The organism is Streptomyces sp. NPDC048751 (genome assembly GCF_043198595.1).
Taxonomy (GTDB): Bacteria; Actinomycetota; Actinomycetes; order Streptomycetales; family Streptomycetaceae; genus Streptomyces.
Genome location: NZ_JBICUX010000021.1, coordinates 92,389 through 110,024 on the forward strand (window position 1 = coordinate 92,389; position 17,636 = coordinate 110,024).

Here is a 17,636-nt window from a genome sequence, read left to right on the forward strand (position 1 = left end):
GACGAAAGACGACCCTGCTCCTCCAGGGCCTAGCCCTTGATCGCCCCCGTCAACATCCCCTTCTTGAAGTGCTTCTGCACGAAGGGAGACAGCACGGCCACCGGCAACAACGCCATCACCATGACCGCCATCTGCACAGCCAGCCCGGACAGCTCACCCGTCTTGATCGCCTGCCCCAGCCCCACCGGGGCTTCCTGCTTCTGCACCAGCTGGATCATGACGTTCTGCAACGGCATCATGTCCTGGTCGTTCAGATAGAGCGACGCGTTGAACCAGGCGCTCCAGTACCCCACCGCGTAGAACAGCGTGATCACCGCGAGCACCGCCCGGGACAGCGGCATGACGATCTGCCACAGGATCCGGAAGTCCCCCGCCCCGTCGATCCGCGCGCTGTCGATCAGCTCCTGCGAGATCCCCATGAAGAACCCGCGCAGCACCAGGATGTTGAACACACTGATGGCGCTCGGCAGGATCAGCGCGAGGTAGGTGTCCGTCAGGCCCAGCGACTGCACCAGCAGGTACGTCGGGATCAGGCCCGCGCTGAAGAACATCGTCGCCAGCAGGGTCATCAGGATCCAGCGGTGGCCGAGCGAACCCGAGCGGGAGAGCCCGTAGGCGCACAGGACTGACACGGTCATCGAGAAGAGCGTGCCGACGAGGGTGATCAGGAGGCTGATGATCGTCGCCCGGGTGACCTGTCCGCCGCTGAGCAGTTCCTTGTAGGCGACGAAGGTGATCCCCTTGGGCACCATCACCAGCCCGCCGGCCTCGTCGATGGTCTTCCGCGAGGAGAGGCTGGTGACGACCACGATCCACAGCGGGAAGAGGATGGCGAGGCAGGCGAAGCCCAGGGCGATCCCCTTGCCGGCGAGGCCTGCCTTGGTGGGCTCCTCCTCCCACACGGGCCGGGGCGGCGCGGCCCACCGGCCGGGTGTGCGCACGGGCTTGTCGGTCACGGTGCTCACTTCTTGTACACCCCCTGCTCGCCCATGAGATGGGCCACCTTGTTCGCGACGAGCACCAGGCCGAGGCTGATGACACCCTTGATCAGACCGGCGGCGGCCGCATAGCCGAAGTCCTGGTTGCGGACGCCGTTCCACCAGGCGAAGGTGTCGAGGACCTCCGCCGCCCCCGGCCCCACGGCGTCGCGTTGCAACAGGATCTGCTCGAACCCGACGGTGAGGGCGTCACCGACGCGGAGCACGAGCAGCAGGGCGATCACCGGCCGCAGGGCGGGCAGGGTCACGTGCCACATGCGGCGCCACCGGTTGGCGCCGTCCATCGCGGAGGCCTCGTACAGGTCCGGACTCACCGAGGCCAGCGCGGCGAGGAAGACGATGATGCCCCACCCGGCGTCCTTCCACACGCTCTGCGCGGTGACCAGGAACTTGAAGGTGTCCGGGTTGGTCATGATGTTGAGGCCGTTGTAGCCGTTGTCCCGCAGCAGCTGGGAGAGGAGCCCGGCGCCGCCGAAGAGCTGCTGGAAGACGGCGATGACCAGCACCCAGGAGAAGAAGTGCGGCAGATAGAGGACGGCCTGCGCGACCGCCCGCACCCGGGGCCTGACCACGCTGTTGATGAGCAGCGCGAGCAGGATCGGGATCGGGAAGTACAACACGAGCTGGAGGAAGAACAGCACCAGTGTGTTCTGCACCGCGTCCCAGAACGCCGAGTCCTCGAACAGCCCCTGGAAGTTCTCCAGACCCACCCAGGGGCTGTTGAAGATGGAGACGACCCCGTTGTCGCTGATGTAGGGGTCGTAGTCCTGGAAGGCGACGACGTTGCCGAGGATCGGCACGTAGTTGAACAGCAGGACCAGCGCGACGGCCGGCAGCGTCATCAGGAGCAGGACGCGGTCGCGTCTGAACCTGAGCCGCAGGCTCAGCTTGCCGGAGCCCTCTCCCTTCGAGGGGCCGGTGGCGCCGCCGGGCGCCACCGGAGTCCTGGTCGGGCTCTTCTTCTTCGCCTCGGTCCTGCTCCGAGGCACCGTGCTGTGGGACACGGCCTTCTCCTCGCCCTCAGCCCCTGATCACTTCGCCGCGCTGCCGTTCTCGTCGAGGATCTTCTGGTACCAGTCGCGGAGCTTGTCGCCGCCCTTGCTCTTCCACTCGGAGACGAACTGCTGCATGTCGCTGATCTTCTTGCGGCCGCGGGCGATGTCGTCCTCCAGCTGCTCCATGTTGTTGGAGAGGTTGGTGAAGCGGCCGGGCTCGGTGATCTGCATGCCCCAGAAGGCGGACTTCTTGGTGAAGGCGCCCATCCGCTGCTGCCACTCGACCTGCCCCTTGGCCACGGCGGGGAAGTCCGGGTGGGCGATGGTGGCGGCGGGGCCGTCGATCATCCCATAGGCGTTCATGACCTCGTTGTTGCCCTTGTCGTTCTTGACCGGGACGCCGTCCTTGACGGTGTAGTGGGTGCCCTCGACGCCGTAGTTGGTGAGCATGTACTCCTTGGTGCCGTACGGCGCCGCGGTGACGTTGGCGACGGCCAGCGCGTCGCGGACCACCGACTCGGAGGCCTTCTTGTTGACGAAGGCGAAGATGTTGGCCGGCTGCGTGGCCCACAGGAGGGGGTCGCCGCCGTCGTGGCCGAAGATGTCCATGCCCCAGATCTTGAAGTCGGGGTTCTGGGTGGCCTGGTTGGCGGTCTGGCCGTACCAGTTGGAGATGTCGTTGTTCCAGATCAGGAACTCACCCTTGGCGAACTTGGGGGCCGGGTCGGTGGCCTGGCTCTTGCCCAGCTCGAAGTCGGGGTGGACGACGCCGGCGGCGAACAGCTTGCGGGTCCACTCCAGCGCCTCGAGGTACTCCTCGGTCTCGATGCGGTAGACCAGCTTGCCGTCGACCGTGTTCCAGCCGAGGGGCTTCTCCGCGCCGGAGAGCACGCCGAAGGAGTTGAAGGCGGTCCACTTCATGTCGCCGCAGGCCCAGCGCTTGGCCTTGGCGTTGGTGATCTCCTTGCACAGGGCCAGGAACTCGGCGGCCGACTTGGGGACTTCGTAGCCCTCCTTGTCGAAGATGTCCTGGCGGTAGCACGGTACGATGTTCGGGACGTACGAGGCGGGCATCGGCAGGCCCATCAGCTTGCCGCCGAAGATGGAGCGCTGCCAGGCCTCCGTCGGGATCGCCGCCAGGTTGGGGAACTCCTTGACCGCGTCCCCGGAGAGGTAGGGGCCGAGGTCGGCGAACTTGCCGATGATGGCGCTGGGTATCTTGCCGCCCATGTTCCAGCCGGGGACGACCACCACGTCCGGGACGTCGCTGGAGGCGAGGACCGCGCCGAGCTTCTGGTCGTAGGTGTTGCCGTCCTGGTTCTGCCAGTGGACGTCGACGCCGATCAGGTCGTTCATCGCCTTGTAGTAGGCGTTGTCGCCCTTCGGCGGGGAGCCCCAGAACGGCGCCATGATAGTGACCTTGCCGCCCTTGCCGAGCTTCTTCGGCACGGACGTCTTCAGGGTGGCGAGGTCCAGCTTGCTGGTGAAGCCGAGCGCGGAGCCGTTCTTCGAGGGGATGTCGGGGGTCACCACACCGCTGGCCACGAAGGTCGGCAGGATCTTCTTCGCGTCCTTGCCCGAGGTCGTGCCGTCGCGCGAACCGCTGTCCGATCCGCCGCAGGCGGCGAGCAGGGGCATCCCGCCCGCGACCGCTGCGGCTGCGACCGCCGTGGAGGCGAGGAAACTTCTCCGGCTGGTACCGGGAGCGGCGTTCGGCGTCATTGCGTCAACCCTTCATGGCGCACCAGGACACCCGGCGGTGGAGCCGTCGGCTGCGGTGTCTTGAGTGGATCTGGCTGAGCTGAAGCGATCCTCCGACCCGTGTACCCGGGGTCTCCCGTAGTCGAAGCGCTTCGATGTTGCTGTGAGGTTAAGTGAACACCCCAGGGTGCACAAGGGTCGTTTCCAAGTTTCCTCCGACCTATAGGAAGCAACCTTTCCTTATGCACGGCTTGAAGTGACGGCGGCGATCCCTTGACACTCGACCCGTCGTCGAATGAGCATCGAAGCGCTTCGAAAGCGCCTCGCCGATCCATCGCAAGGGGATCCCCACGTGACCGCACACACGCCACCCACCGAACCGTTCCGCGATCCGCAGCTGCCGTTCGCGAACCGCGTCGACGATCTGCTGGGGCGGCTCACCCTCGACGAGAAGATCTCCTTCCTGCACCAGTTCGCGCCCGCCGTCGAGCGGCTCGGCATCGCCGCGTTCCGCACCGGCCAGGAGGCGCTGCACGGCGTCGCGTGGATGGGCCCGGCGACGGTGTTCCCGCAGGCCGTCGGGCTCGGCGCGACCTGGAACACGGATCTCGTACGGCGGATCGGCGAGGCGGTGTCGAAGGAGACCCGCGCGATGCGCGCCCGCGACGACCGCGTCGGTCTCAACGTCTGGTCGCCCACGGTGAACCTGCTGCGCCACCCCCTGTGGGGCCGCAACGAGGAGGGCTACTCCGAGGACCCCAAGCTGACCTCGGCCATCGCCACCGCCTACACCCACGGCCTGCGCGGCGAGCACCCGACGTACTGGCGCACAGCCCCCGTGCTCAAGCACTGGCTGGCCCACAACAACGAGACGGACCGGGCCACTTCGTCGAGCTCGGTGCGCCCGCGGGTGCTGCACGAGTACGACCTGCGGGCCTTCCGCGAGACGGTCGAGGCGGGCGCGGTCGCCGGGGTGATGCCGGCGTACAACCTGGTCAACGGCCGCCCGAACCACGTCTCGCCGTACCTGGACGAGCACCTGCGCGCCTGGACCGACGAGGACCTGCTGGTCTGCTCGGACGCCGGCGCGCCCAGCAATCTGGTCGACTCCGAGCACTACTTCGACACCCACGAGGAGGCCACCGCGGCCGCGCTCAGGGCGGGCGTCGACAGCTTCACCGACCACGGCACGGACGGCTCGCAGATCGTCGCGCGCGTGCGCGGCGCCCACGACCAGAAGCTCCTCACCGAGGCCGACATCGACCTCGCGGTCCGCCGCCAGCTCTCGGTCCGCTTCCGCCTCGGCGAGTTCGACCCGCTCCACGACCCGCACGCGGGCACCGGGGAGTTCGACACCCCGGCCCACCGGGCGCTCGCGCAGGAGGCGGCCGAGCAGGCGATCGTGCTGCTCAAGAACGACGGCCTGCTGCCGCTCGCCCCGGACACGAGGATCGCCGTCGTCGGCCTGCTCGCCGACGAGTGCAAGCTCGACTGGTACAGCGGCACCCTCATCCACCGCTCCACCCCGCTGGAGGGCCTGTACGAGCGGTTCGGCGCCGACCGCGTCGAGTTCGCGGAGGGCGTCGACCGGGTCCTGCTGAAGACCGCCGACGGCACGTTCCTGAAGGTGCCCGAGGCGCGGGACGCCACCGACGAGGCGCGCGGCGCCGAGGGGGCCCTGGACCCGGCGCTGCTCGCCGGCCGCACCGACCTGCCGCCGCTGACCACCGACGCCGCCGGCACCGAGCTCGCGCTCGTCGACTGGGGCGAGGGCATCCTCACGCTGCGCGCGCCGGACGGCCGCTACCTCTCGGTCGCCGACGACGGTTACGTACGCGCCTCCGCGGACCAGCCCGGCGGCTGGATCGTCCAGGAGACATTCCGCCTGGAACCCTACGAGAACGGCGACGGGAACGGCCACGGGAACGGTCACCTCCTTCGGCATGTCGGCACGGGTCGTCATGTCTGTGTCGCCCCCGACGGCGTCAAGGTTGCCGAGGAGAATCCGCAGGTCTTCGAGGTCATCGTCACCGAAAGCGGCGAAAGCGCAGTGACCCAGGTCACTGCCCAGGCGGATGTGGTCGTCGTGGTGGCGGGCAACGACCCGCACATCAACGGACGCGAGACCGAGGACCGCACGACGCTGCGCCTGCCCGCCCACCAGGAGCGCCTGCTGCGCGCGGCCCGCGCCGCGAACCCCAACACCGTGCTGGCGCTGGTGTCGGCCTACCCGTACGCGGTGGACACGCGGCAGCTGCCTGCCGCGCTGTGGACCGCGCACGGCGGCCAGGCGGCGGGCACCGCCCTCGCCCGCGTCCTGGCCGGCGACGTCTCCCCCGCGGGCCGCCTCCCGCAGACCTGGTACGCCGACGACTTGGACCTGCCCGACCTGCTCGACTACGACGTGATCGGCACCCGGCAGACGTACCTCTACTTCGAGGGCACCCCGCTCTTCCCCTTCGGCCACGGCCTGTCGTACGCGTCCTTCACGTACCGGGACCTGTCGGCGCGGGTCGACGGCGACGCGGTGCACGTCTCGTTCACGGTCACCAACACCGGTGACACGGCCGCCGACGAGGTGGCCCAGCTCTACGTCCGCGCCGTCGACCCGTCGGTGGTGCGGCCGCGCCGCGAGCTGGTCGGCCACCGCCGCGTGCCGCTCGCCCCCGGCGCGAAGGAGGAGCTGTCCTTCGCGCTCCCGCTGACCGTCTTCGGCTTCTGGGACGTGGCTCAGGGCCGGTGGCGCGTGGAGCCGGGCCCGTACGAGCTGCTGGCCGGCGCCTCCAGCGAGGACGTCCGTCTGCGTACGACCGTGCTCCTGGACGGTGAGCCCGGCGCACCCCGGTCCGTGCTGGGGCACGGCCTGGCCGCGGCCGACTTCGACGAGCAGAGCGGCACGGAGATCGTCGACCGTACGAAGGTGTCCGGCGACGCGGTGACACCCGTGGCGGGCGGCTCCGGCGAACTGGTCTACCGGGCCTGCGACTTCGGCTCGGACGCCACACGTGTGACGGTCGAGGTGTCGGGCGGGGGCACGGTCGAGGTGTCCCTGGACGGCGGCCCGGCGCTGGCCACGCTGTCGCCGGAGACCGCGACATCGGGACCGTACGACTACACCACCCTGAGCGCCGCGATCGCCGCCCGGGGCGTGCACGACGTCCACCTCAGACTGCGCGGCCCGCTGCGGCTCGCGCGTGTCGGCTTCTCCGGTTGAGGGTCCGGAACAGGCTGACACAGGAAGGGGCCCGGCACCGGAAGGCATCGGTGCCGGGCCTCTTCGGGAACCTTATATGAAAATGGTTCCCATGTGCTAGAGGTTTACTGGTGGGCTGAGGTGTGCTAGAGGGCGAGCCCGGTGAGGACCAGCACCCGCTCGTAGGTGTAGTCGTCCATCGCGAACTTCACGCCCTCGCGGCCCACGCCGGACTGCTTGACGCCGCCGTACGGCATCTGGTCGGCGCGGTAGGAGGGCACGTCGCCGATGACGACACCGCCCACCTCCAGGGCGCGGTGGGCGCGGAAGGCGACCTGGAGGTCGTGGGTGAACACGCCCGCCTGGAGGCCGTACTTGGACGCGTTGACCGCCGCGAACGCCGCCGCCTCCCCGTCCACCTTCTGCACGGTGAGGACGGGCCCGAAGACCTCCTCGCAGGAGAGCGTCGTCGACGCCGGTACGTCGGTGAGGACGGTCGGCGCGTAGGAGGCGCCGTCGCGCTTGCCGCCGGTGAGCAGGTTCGCCCCGGCGTCGACGGCCTCCTGCACCCAGGCTTCCACGCGCTGGGCCGCGTCCTCGCTGACCAGCGGGCCGACGTCGGTCTTGTCGTCGGACGGGTCACCGGTGACCTGGGCCTCGACGGCGGCGACGATGCGCGGGAGGAGACGGTCGTAGACGGACGCGTCCGCGATGACCCGCTGCACGGAGATGCAGGACTGGCCGCCCTGGTAGTTGGAGAAGGTGGCGATGCGGGTGGCCGCCCAGTCGAGGTCGGCGTCGCTCGCGTAGTCGCCGAGGACGACGGCCGCGCCATTGCCGCCCAGCTCCAGGGTGCAGTGCTTGCGCGGCACCGAGTCCATGATCGCGTAGCCGACCTTCTCGGATCCGGTGAAGGAGATGACCGGAAGTCGCTCGTCCTGCACGAGCGCGGGCATGCGGTCGTTGGAGACCGGCAGGATGCTCCACGAACCGGCCGGGAGGTCCGTCTCGGCGAGGAGTTCGCCGATGACCAGTCCGGAGAGCGGGGTGGCGGGCGCGGGCTTCAGGATGATCGGCGCGCCCGCGGCGATCGCCGGGGCGATCTTGTGGGCGCACAGGTTGAGCGGGAAGTTGAAGGGCGCGATACCGAGGACGACGCCCTTCGGGAAGCGGCGGGTGAGGGCGAGGCGGCCCTGACCGCCGGCGTCGGTGTCCAGCCGCTGCGCCTCGCCGCCGTTGAACCGGCGTGCCTCTTCCGCCGCGAACCGGAACACGGACACGGCCCGTCCCACCTCGCCGCGGGCCCACTTGATCGGCTTGCCGTTCTCGGCGGAGATGAGCCGGGCGATCTCCTCGGTGCGCTCGACGAGTCGGCGGCTCACGTGGTCGAGGGCGGCGGCGCGGACGTGGGCCGGGGTGGCGGCGAAGTCCTCGCGGACGGCGTGGGCGGCGGCGACGGCCTCCTCCACCTGCGCGTCGGTCGGCACGCTCACCTCGGCGACGAGCCGGCCGTCCCAGGGGGACGTCACGTCGAAGGTGTCCTCGCCGGTGACCTGGCGGCCGGCGAGCCAGAAGGCGTGGGTGGAAGTCATGTGCGGATCCGGCCCTTCCGTGGGGGTACGGGGTTCTCGGTCCACGGTAGGGGTGGGGAGGCCGGGGGACGTTTGTCCGGGGTGGAGTGGTGAGGTGTCGGGGTGCGCCGAATTGGCCAGGTGAGTGAGCGTTCACCAGCACGCCGCCGGGGCCCGGCGGCGGCCGGCATGGATGCCATCCACTGAACCCGGGGGTCCTTGGCAGGCTGCGTTTCGGCTTACGGACAGGTGTGACCCTTGGGTTCCTGCCCGACCGCGAGAACGCCGCCGACGTCGTTCTTGGCGCAGAAGTCCACGCGAGCGTCGCCGTTCTCCACTGGCGTGCATCTGACGCCCACGGATCCATTGACGGAGCGCAGGGGAGCCTCGAGAACTCCCGCGAGTTGCTGGACGGGACTGCTGGAGGCGTCCTGGATCGCATTGCAATCCATGGGTGTGGTGGTGGCGGCCTGGGCGGGGGCGGCGCCGACCAGAGGAACGGCGAGGGCCAGGGCTGCGGTGGCCACGATGCCGGCGAGGCGGCGGACGGTCGTCTTCACGTGAGTCCTTCGAGGATGCGGTGACCGGATTTCCAGCCAATATGAGGCTCCGGCCGCACGGCGCCCTGCACGCCACGCCGCGACACCACTCAATGGGGGATGCCACGACACCGCTCCCGGGCGCAGCGGTCACATGGTCCACCGGGACGCCCCTCACCCACAGGACCTCAGGAAGCGTCCTTCCGCAACGACGCGATGAGGCGGTCAAGGTCCCCGCGTGCCGTGTACGTACGGATCGGGTCGATGTAGTCGCGTGACTCGATGATCCGACCGTCCGGGACACGCATGACGAAGACGCAGGGCACCTTGTTCATCGAGTCGTCCGGCAACGTGAACTCATAGGCGAACTCGGCGACGATCACCTCAGGATCGGCGGTCTCGTGAACGACGACATCGACGACCCGCCTCTTCGGCAAGGACTCCCGAACTTCCGGCGGCACCGTGAAGTGCTCCTGCAGCGCACGCCGACTCGTCAACGGCTCGGACTCCGGCGTCGCCATCGGATGCCGAACATCGGTGACCTCGCCATACAGGTCAGGCAACTCGTCGGAGTTCCCACCAGCGACCCCATGAACAAGCCGGAGAAACACCTCGCGCGGACTCAGACTCACAGGACCTCCTCTTTCCCCAAGCACTACACACAGGCGGCCAGCGATCATTGTCGCCTGATCCGGCAGGTCTTGCGGATCGTCTCGGCCAGCAGCACCCCCGGCCCCGACGCGCCCTGGAGGACGCCCTCGCCGGCGCCCCGCGCCTACTCCGCCGACGTGGCCTTCAGTGCCAGCCACAGCTCCATCCGCGCGTCCGCCTCGTCCAGTGAGCGCCCGAGGATCTCCTCCACCCGCCGCATCCGGTATCGCAGGGTGTGCCGGTGCACACCGAGGTCCGCGGCGGCGGCGTCCCACTGGCCGTGCCGGGACAGCCACGCCCGTAGGGACGCGACGAGGTCTCCCCGCCCCGTCGCGTCGTGCTCGTACAGCGGCCGCAGCAACCCGTCCGCGAACGCCTTCACCGCGTCGTCGGCGAGCAACGGCACCACGGACCCCGCCGCCAACTGCTCGTGCTCCACCAGCACCCGCCCCCGTCGCCGGGCGACGGACAGGGACTGCTCGGCCTGCTTGTAGGCCGCGGCCGCGGCGATCGGTCCGGCCGGCGCGGACACGCCGACGACCAGTTCGGACTCCTCGCCCCCCGCCGCCTCCCGCACGTCCGCACCAACCCGCGCCGCCTCCAGGGCCGCCGCGTACTCACCGCACGCCCCCACGGCCGCACCCCCGTCCGCCGCCAGCATCACCAGCCGCTCCCCGTCCGGTACGACGAGCACGGCCTCCCCCGCGCGCGCCGCCGCGGACTCGACGATCTCGCCGAGCCCGTCCAGCGGATCGCCCCCGGCGTCGGCGGCGGCCAGCGCGGCGGCCGACGGCTTGGCGGCGGGCACGCGGGCGTGCGGCTGCCCCTCGGCGTGGGCGCGCGCGGCCGACGCGGACGCGGACTCGGCGACGATCACCCGGAACGGCGCGTCCAGCAGACCGCCGTAGAGGCCGCCGGCCACCGCGCGGGCGTGGTCCGGCTCGCCCGCGAGCAGCATGCGCAGCACCGCCGCGCCCACCCGCTGTTCCGCCTCCTGGAGCGACCGCGAGCGTTCCGTGGTGAGGGTCAGCAGGGCGATGGCCGAGTGGACGGCGTAGCGCTCGGCGGTGCCGGGGGCGGCCGCCGTGCCGACGGCGAGCGCGGCGCGCGGGCGGCGGCCGGTGCCGAGGGTGTGGAGTTCGACGCGGTCGTCGTTCTCGGGGCCGCCGACCACGGAGGAGGCCGGTGCGGGCCGCTCGCGCAGCCGTTCGACGTCCGCCGTGAGGCGCGCCGCCCGCCGCCCCGCCCACTCGGGTGCGGCCGCGACGACGGCGCCCGAGGCGTCGTAGAGCGCGGCCCAGCCGTCGACCTGGGCGGCGAGTGCGGCGAGCAGCCCCTCGGGGCCGTCGGTGAGCGTGTGCCTCGTCAGTTCGCGCTGTGCGGCGAAGCCCGCCGTGACGGCCCGGTACTGGTCGGCCGCGATCGCCGCGGACACCGCCTTGCTGATCGCCAGGAAGGGGGTGCGGCGCGGCACCTCGAGCAGCGGCAGGCCCTCCTCGCGGGCCGCGTCGACGAGCGCCTCGGGGATCTCCTCGTAGTTGACCCCGACGGCGAAGCCGAGTCCGACGACGCCCGCCGCGACCAGGCGCTTCACATAGCGCCGCATCGCCTCGGGGTCCTCCGCGTCCAGCTTGAGCGCGGTGATGAGCAGCAGCTCCCCGCCCTCCATGTACGGCACGGGGTCGGCGAGCTCGCTGACGTGCGCCCAGCGGACGGGCACGTCCAGGCGGTCCTCGCCCGCGCGGACCGTCAGCTTGAGCGCGGAGTGGTGGACGAGCGAGGCGAGCGTGGGAGGCATGGGGCCTTCATGTCGGTGAGAACTCTGTGACCTTTTGGCCGCTACGTATGAACGACCTGTGTCGATTCTGCCTCACTGTACGGTCCCTGCGTGACCCCACGACCGCTCTCGTCCGATCACATGGCCGGAACGTGACGCTCAGCCACGCAGGTCCAGCAGCAGCGGCGGCGCGTGCTCGCCCCGGACCGTCGTCAGCGACAGCACCGCGTGGCCCGGCGGCACCTGATGGGCCAGTTCCGACGCCGACCAGCGCTCCCGCTCGACCTGGCGCACGGTCACCGCGTCCGTGGTCACGGCCTTGCCGGTGACGAGCTTGCGCAGGGCGTGGATGGCGCGGGTCATCGGCTGGTCCGCGAAGACGGTGTGCTTGGCCACGTCCCGCGTCTCCACCCACTCGGTGCCCCAGGCCTGGGCGAACCGGCCGCCGTCCCACGTCGTCACGCCGGAGAACGCCATCCGGCAGCCGACGGCCCCGTACAGCGGGCCGTGCAGCGCCTCCGGGACGTCGGCGATGCTGCGCAGGGCGAGGACGACACCGGCGTTCTGGGAGCGCATGCGCTGGATCCGGCGCACCGAGTCGGTGGTGACGGCGCCGGTGGCGTCGTCGAGGAGCAGGCAGGCGAAGTGGGGGCGCCGACCGTCCCGTACGACGGCGGCGAACTGGGCGAGGACGAGCCGGCTGATCAGCCGGGCGGCCTCCTCGTGGCCCTGCTCGGGCAGATCGATGCGGACCCGGAGCGGGTGGTGGGCCGTCGAGCGCAGCGAGAACAGCCGGGGTCCCTCCTCGTCGGCCCGGTGCCCGCCTCCGCCGAAGAAGCCTTCGAAGGCCGGCCGGTTCAGCAGGGCGAGTCGGTCGGCGAGGGCGCGGCCCGCGTCGCCGGGGCTGCCCGCCTGCCGGACACGGGCGTCGAGTTCGCGGCGCAGCACGGTGTGCTCGTCGCCGGTGAGGGCGTCGCGCAGGGCGGACAGCGCGGCCGGCTCGCCCTCCAGGAGTTCGCGCAGCACCGGCAGGGCCGGGAAGCGGCCGTGGACGGCGCGGTAGGGGGCGAGCAACTGGGCGAGGGCGGTGGCGGCGCTCTGGCCGGTGACGGTGTCGAGGTCGCCCACGAGTCCTTCGGCGAGGAGCGCGGCGGCCTCGTCGGGGTCGTCGCTGTCGGCGTACGGGTCCAGGTCGTGGGTGGAGGCGCGGTCGCCGAGCCGCACGATCACGTCGAACGTGGCGTCGGAGGCGAGCGGGGTGCCCGCGGCGGAGACCGCGACGACGGCGCACTGTCCGGTGAGGGCCTGCAGGGCCAGCGCCTCGGTCAGGGGCTCGATCAGGTTGCGGGTCTTGCCGGAGCCGGAGGGGCCGACCGCGAGGAGCGAGGTGCCCAGCACCTCGGGGCCGAGCGCCGCGCCGGCGTCGTGGTAGGCGCGCGGGGTCCGCTCGGCGGGCGTCCACCGCCCGATGCGGACCTGGCCGGCGAGCAGGTCGTGGCGGGCGGTGCGGTGGGGCAGGTCGCGGGCGCCGGACGGGTGGGTCCAGGCCGCGCCGCCCTGTCGGAGCACGGTGTCACGGAAGGCGGCGAGGTTCGCGCCGCGCCGGGCCACGGTCCAGGCGTGCTCCACCCGGGCGCAGTCCACGTCGTTCATCCGGCCGGCCGCCACCTCGGCGGTCAGCAGGTCGGCCGCCTCGTACTGGCCGGCCTCCCGCAGGTCGGGCCACTGCGAGCGCGGCAGGTCCGGGGCGGGTGGGGCGGTGGGGTCGCGGTGGGCGCGCCGGGCGGCGAGCAGGGCCTTCGCGTAGGCCCACCAGCCGCCGATGCGGGCGAACGGCCACACCACGAGCAGGGTGACGAGGGCGTAGAGGAGGTTGGTGTACAGCTGCGACTGGAAGAGTTCGTAGCCGCCGGAGATCAGCACGACCAGGGAGAAGACGGGGTCGACGACGGGCAGGGCGTCCCAGCCGACTCCGGGGAAGGCGTTCGGGAAGACCAGGCTCAGCGCGACGAGCGCGGCCAGGGCGGCGAGCAGCGCCCGCGCGGGCTGCGGTCGGCGTCCGATGAAGTGGCGCAGGACGTCGGACCAGCTGCCCAGGCGTCCGGCGGCGTAGACGAGCACGGCGAAGAAGACTCCGTCGTAGACCACCCTGGCCTCGGCGCCCTCCATCCCCTTGGGCGAGACGGTGCCGGTCCACCACCAGTCGTCCGGGGTGAACAGCTTCAGCAGCACCCACTGGTAGGGCATGCTGCCGTCGCGCCACAGCGACCACAGCAGGAGCGCCACCGCCAGCGGGATCAGCAGGCCGACGACGGTGACCGGGGCGAGCCGCTCCGCGGACTGCGCGGCCTTGGGCAGGCGGTAGCCGTGGCGCCAGATGCCTGGCCGGGTGGTGGGCCGGGGCGTGTCGAGCCACTCGGTGACCGGCGTGGGGTGGTGCGCGCCCTGCGCATACTGCCCGCCCTGCTCCCCCACGTGCGGCGCCCGGGCCGGCCGCGGGGGCACCGCGGGCGGGTTCGGCGGCGCCGCCGGGCGCGGCACAGGATTCGCATGCGTACCCCGCGCGTCCTGCGTCCCGTCGCTCTCCATCGGGCTTGCCCCCTGACCTGCCGTTCCGTCCACCGTCAGCGAGTCAATCTAACGTGGTCCCCTGGGGAGTTCACCGCTTACGCGGCCGATACGGCGGGTAAGCGCCCCGGCGGCGCCATGTCCACCACGGACAAGCCGGTGCGCCGACAACGCCCACATGGAGCATGCCTCCACCCCTCCCCCGGTTCTAGCCTGCGGGAAAAGAAGGCAAGCATCCGCAAATCCCCCGTCCGCGAAAACCCCTGGAGCCCCTCATGACCGCACTTCCGCAGGAGCGCCGCGTCGTCACCGCCATCCCCGGCCCCAAGTCGCAGGAGTTGCAGGCCCGCCGCGTCGCCGCGGTCGCGCAGGGCGTGGGCTCGGTGCTGCCCGTGTTCACCGCGCGCGCGGGCGGCGGCATCATCGAGGACGTCGACGGCAACCGGCTCATCGACTTCGGCTCCGGCATCGCGGTCACCAGCGTGGGCGCCTCCGCCGAGGCCGTCGTACGCCGCGCCTCCGCGCAGCTCGCCGACTTCACCCACACCTGTTTCATGGTCACGCCGTACGAGGGTTACGTGGAGGTCGCCGAGGCCCTCGCCGAGCTGACCCCGGGCGACCACGCCAAGAAGTCGGCGCTGTTCAACAGCGGTGCCGAGGCCGTCGAGAACGCGGTCAAGATCGCGCGTTCGTACACCAAGCGGCAGGCGGTCGTCGTGTTCGACCACGGCTACCACGGCCGTACGAACCTCACCATGGCGCTGACGGCGAAGAACATGCCGTACAAGCACGGCTTCGGCCCGTTCGCGCCCGAGGTGTACCGGGTGCCGGTGGCCTACGGCTACCGCTGGCCGACCGGCCCGGAGAACGCGGGTCCGGAGGCCGCCGCGCAGGCCATCGACCAGATCACCAAGCAGGTCGGCCCGGAGAACGTGGCCGCGATCATCATCGAGCCGGTGCTCGGCGAGGGCGGCTTCATCGAGCCGGCCAAGGGCTTCCTGCCCGCGATCAGCAAGTTCGCCAAGGACAACGGCATCGTCTTCGTCGCCGACGAGATCCAGTCCGGCTTCTGCCGCACCGGCCAGTGGTTCGCCTGTGAGGACGAGGGCATCGTGCCGGACCTGATCACCACGGCGAAGGGCATCGCGGGCGGGCTGCCGCTCGCCGCGGTCACCGGCCGCGCCGAGATCATGGACGCGGCGCACGCGGGCGGCCTCGGCGGCACCTACGGCGGCAACCCGGTGGCCTGCGCGGGCGCGCTCGGCTCCATCGAGACCATGAAGGAGCTCGACCTCAACGCCAGGGCGAAGAACATCGAGGCGATCATGAAGGCGCGGCTGACCGCCATCGCCGAGAAGTTCGACGTGATCGGCGACGTGCGCGGCCGCGGCGCGATGATCGCCATCGAGCTGGTCAAGGACCGTACGACGAAGGAGCCGAACCCGGAGGCGACCGCCGCCCTCGCCAAGGCCTGCCACCAGGAGGGCCTGCTGGTCCTGACCTGCGGCACCTACGGCAACGTGCTGCGCTTCCTGCCCCCGCTGGTGATCGGCGAGGACCTGCTGAACGAGGGCCTCGACATCATCGAGCAGGCCTTCGCGCGCATCTGATTCCCGCACCGGGTGGGGCGAGCGGCAGAGCGTGTGAAGAAGGTGTGCGAGGTGGATGTCGGGAGGCCGATGTGTCTGTCGTAGCGCCATTTGCTGCCGTAGGTTCTACCGGGATGAGAGATACACCCGCTCACAGGGGACTGTGGGCGAACCCCAGGCCGGGGCCTCCCCAGCTTCGACCTGGTCGTGCCCTCGCGCACACAACCGGGACCTGACGGCTCCGGATCTCCTCACCGATCGGACAGTCGCCCGCCCCAAACCCCCCGGGGCGAGCGACGCTCTCCGATCCGGACGGCCACCCCGGAACCACCCCCCCTGTTCCGGGGTGGCCGACCTCCTTCTCCGCTTCGCCTGACAGGCTGGGGCCCATGTCCCTCGCCGTCCTCCTGCTCGGCCTCCCGGCCCTCCTCTTCGCCCTGATCACCTGGCAGGTCCTCGCCGACGGACCGTTGCTGCGTGCCGACGCGCAGGTGAGCCGTGCCCTTCTGCACCCGGACGGCCTCTCCGAGTTCCTCTCCGACCTCGGCGCGATCGCGGTCGCGCTCCCGGTCCTGGCGGTCGCGATCGGCTACACGGCCTGGCGAGGACGCTCCACGGGTACGGACCGCTGGTGGCTGCCGCCCGTCGCGGCGGCCGTCCTGATGGCGCTGGTCCCGGCGCTGGTCGTACCGCTGAAGGACTGGACCGCCCGGCACGGCACCTCCGCCGTGCCGCCGGGCATCGGCTACTACCCCTCCGGCCACACGGCCACGGCCGCCGTCGCGTACGGCTGCGCGACCCTGCTCCTGCTCCCCTGGCTGCGCTCGGCCCCGGTCCGCCGCGCGCTCGTCGTCGCCTGTGTCGCCCTGGTGCTGGGCGTGTCCTTCGGGCTGGTGAGGCGGGGCTACCACTGGCCCCTGGACGTCGTGGGCAGTTGGTGCCTGTGCGCGGTGCTGCTCGGCGCCCTGCGGCTGCTGCTCACGGCCCGGGCGCGGCCCCGCCGCCTCGCTCCTCCCACTCCGGGCCCTCCCACCTCTCCGGCCTCCGCGACCTCTTCCGACGGCCGGTGACACGGCTCCGCCCGCCGCACCGGGGTCACCCGCGTCGTGCGGGATCGTCCGTGGCCGCTCGGTCCGCGCGGAGCGCGCACGCTCCCGCGTGACCCTCCGGCACCGCCACGTCCCCCAGCACCCAACCGTGCGGGCCGGTGCCCGGACTCGGCCCGGCACCGACGTAGTCCCGGGCGGGATCTCGTGAGAGTCCGGTCCCGATCCCCTTGAGGTACGCCTCCTTGCGCGCCCAGGCGCGGGCGAACGCCGACGCCTTGCGGTGATCGGCTTCGGCGGCCAGTTCCGCGGCTTCCCTCCGGTGCAGGAAGGGCGAGAGCTCCGCGACCACTTCCGGCGGGGGAACCTGTTCGACGTCCACACCCACCGGCCGGTCGGCGATGCCGACCAGGACGACGTCGCCGCTGCGGGAGATCGAGAAGTGCGCGTCCGCGCCGAGGACCACAGGCCTCCCATGCGGGGCTCCGCAGGAAGGGCACGGTTCTCGAACCAACCGCACCACGTCGCCGGGAACTCCCAGGCGGGCCCCCAGCAGCACGCGTACCGCCACGTGCGCGACGACGTAACGCCGGCGATCACCGGGCCGGCCGAAGGCAGCCGCACGTCGGTGCTCCGCCGCGTCGAGGAGGCCGGGAGCGATGCGCGCCGCGTGCTCTCCTTGGCTCAGCGCGTCGACGAGCCACAACGACAGCCCGTCGGTATCAGGGGCGGCCCTGGGCGACGCCCGCCCGAACTCGGGCGCCTCGTCGAAGCTCAACTCCAGAGGCCGGGGCCACCGCCCGGTCCCTCTGCCGCTGAGCTCCGGAACCACGGTGTCAACGTACGACGCGACAGAAAAACGGGCCAATTCCGGACGAAAGCCTCTGCGACGCGGTGAACTCCGGTGCGGAGGCGGCGTGGTGACGCCTGCTCCATATCGCGATGCGAGACGGAGTCCGCGTGGTGAGAAAAACCTGCCGTCCCGAGATCCGTCCGCGGCCCGGCGCC

General features: G+C 71.3%; 12 protein-coding genes. 3 read left to right on the top strand and 9 right to left on the bottom strand.

Features of this window, described 5'->3' with window-relative positions:
- Nucleotides 1–29 precede the first annotated feature (29 nt).
- From ACGFNV_RS41920 to ACGFNV_RS41930, 3 genes are read right to left on the bottom strand one after another with little or no spacing between them, the layout of a single operon-like run.
- Nucleotides 30–965: a carbohydrate ABC transporter permease gene (locus ACGFNV_RS41920; protein ID WP_393630336.1), complete on the bottom strand. Its 936-nt coding sequence runs from the start codon at nt 963–965 to the stop codon at nt 30–32.
- Nucleotides 962–2,002, bottom strand: coding sequence for an ABC transporter permease (locus ACGFNV_RS41925; RefSeq protein WP_393630338.1), 1,041 nt, complete (start codon nt 2,000–2,002; stop codon nt 962–964). The genes ACGFNV_RS41920 and ACGFNV_RS41925 overlap by 4 nt, the downstream gene beginning before the upstream one ends.
- Nucleotides 2,003–2,029: 27 nt before the next feature.
- Complete coding sequence (locus tag ACGFNV_RS41930; RefSeq protein ID WP_393630340.1) at nt 2,030–3,715, bottom strand: extracellular solute-binding protein; 1,686 nt, start codon at nt 3,713–3,715, stop codon at nt 2,030–2,032.
- 331 nt (nt 3,716–4,046) lie between these two features.
- Between ACGFNV_RS41930 and ACGFNV_RS41935 the strand changes: the two genes are divergently transcribed.
- Nucleotides 4,047–6,908 carry a glycoside hydrolase family 3 C-terminal domain-containing protein gene (locus ACGFNV_RS41935; RefSeq protein ID WP_393630342.1) on the top strand — a complete coding sequence of 954 codons (2,862 nt, stop codon included), beginning with the start codon at nt 4,047–4,049 and terminating at the stop codon, nt 6,906–6,908.
- Nucleotides 6,909–7,033: 125 nt separating this feature from the next.
- Here ACGFNV_RS41935 and ACGFNV_RS41940 read toward each other — a convergent pair whose 3' ends face one another.
- From ACGFNV_RS41940 to ACGFNV_RS41960, 5 genes are all read right to left on the bottom strand, one after another.
- Nucleotides 7,034–8,479 carry an aldehyde dehydrogenase family protein gene (locus ACGFNV_RS41940; protein ID WP_393630344.1) on the bottom strand — a complete coding sequence of 482 codons (1,446 nt, stop codon included), beginning with the start codon at nt 8,477–8,479 and terminating at the stop codon, nt 7,034–7,036.
- Nucleotides 8,480–8,697: 218 nt separating this feature from the next.
- The gene (locus ACGFNV_RS41945; protein WP_393630346.1) at nt 8,698–9,018 is read right to left on the bottom strand and encodes a hydrophobin family protein; all 321 of its coding nucleotides are present in this window, start codon (nt 9,016–9,018) and stop codon (nt 8,698–8,700) included.
- 167 nt (nt 9,019–9,185) lie between these two features.
- The gene (locus ACGFNV_RS41950) at nt 9,186–9,434 is read right to left on the bottom strand and encodes a hypothetical protein (protein WP_393630348.1); all 249 of its coding nucleotides are present in this window, start codon (nt 9,432–9,434) and stop codon (nt 9,186–9,188) included.
- A gap of 338 nt (nt 9,435–9,772) precedes the next feature.
- Nucleotides 9,773–11,446, bottom strand: a complete 1,674-nt coding sequence (locus ACGFNV_RS41955) for a PucR family transcriptional regulator (protein WP_393630350.1) — start codon at nt 11,444–11,446, stop codon at nt 9,773–9,775.
- A 138-nt stretch (nt 11,447–11,584) separates the two neighbouring features.
- Nucleotides 11,585–14,014, bottom strand: coding sequence for an ATP/GTP-binding protein (locus ACGFNV_RS41960; protein WP_393630351.1), 2,430 nt, complete (start codon nt 14,012–14,014; stop codon nt 11,585–11,587).
- A gap of 254 nt (nt 14,015–14,268) precedes the next feature.
- On the opposite strand from ACGFNV_RS41960, the gene gabT reads away from it, so the two are divergent.
- Both gabT and ACGFNV_RS41970 read left to right on the top strand, forming a co-directional pair.
- Nucleotides 14,269–15,603, top strand: a complete 1,335-nt coding sequence (gene gabT / locus ACGFNV_RS41965) for a 4-aminobutyrate--2-oxoglutarate transaminase (RefSeq protein WP_393630353.1) — start codon at nt 14,269–14,271, stop codon at nt 15,601–15,603.
- Nucleotides 15,604–15,971: 368 nt separating this feature from the next.
- The gene (locus ACGFNV_RS41970; protein ID WP_393630355.1) at nt 15,972–16,652 is read left to right on the top strand and encodes a phosphatase PAP2 family protein; all 681 of its coding nucleotides are present in this window, start codon (nt 15,972–15,974) and stop codon (nt 16,650–16,652) included.
- A gap of 25 nt (nt 16,653–16,677) precedes the next feature.
- Here the strand turns inward: ACGFNV_RS41970 and ACGFNV_RS41975 are convergent, their stop codons facing one another.
- The gene (locus ACGFNV_RS41975; protein ID WP_393630357.1) at nt 16,678–17,460 is read right to left on the bottom strand and encodes a 4'-phosphopantetheinyl transferase family protein; all 783 of its coding nucleotides are present in this window, start codon (nt 17,458–17,460) and stop codon (nt 16,678–16,680) included.
- Between the last annotated feature and the right edge of the window lie 176 nt (nt 17,461–17,636).

Bases quoted from the DNA above. Each gene is read 5' to 3' on its own strand.
- gabT (WP_393630353.1), top strand. From the start codon at position 14,269: ATGACCGCACTTCCGCAGGAGCGCCGCGTCGTCACCGCCATCCCCGGC.
- ACGFNV_RS41970 (WP_393630355.1), top strand. From the start codon at position 15,972: ATGTCCCTCGCCGTCCTCCTGCTCGGCCTCCCGGCCCTCCTCTTCGCC.
- ACGFNV_RS41955 (WP_393630350.1), bottom strand. From the start codon at position 11,446: ATGCCTCCCACGCTCGCCTCGCTCGTCCACCACTCCGCGCTCAAGCTG.
- ACGFNV_RS41930 (WP_393630340.1), bottom strand. From the start codon at position 3,715: ATGACGCCGAACGCCGCTCCCGGTACCAGCCGGAGAAGTTTCCTCGCC.
- ACGFNV_RS41940 (WP_393630344.1), bottom strand. From the start codon at position 8,479: ATGACTTCCACCCACGCCTTCTGGCTCGCCGGCCGCCAGGTCACCGGC.
- ACGFNV_RS41960 (WP_393630351.1), bottom strand. From the start codon at position 14,014: ATGGAGAGCGACGGGACGCAGGACGCGCGGGGTACGCATGCGAATCCT.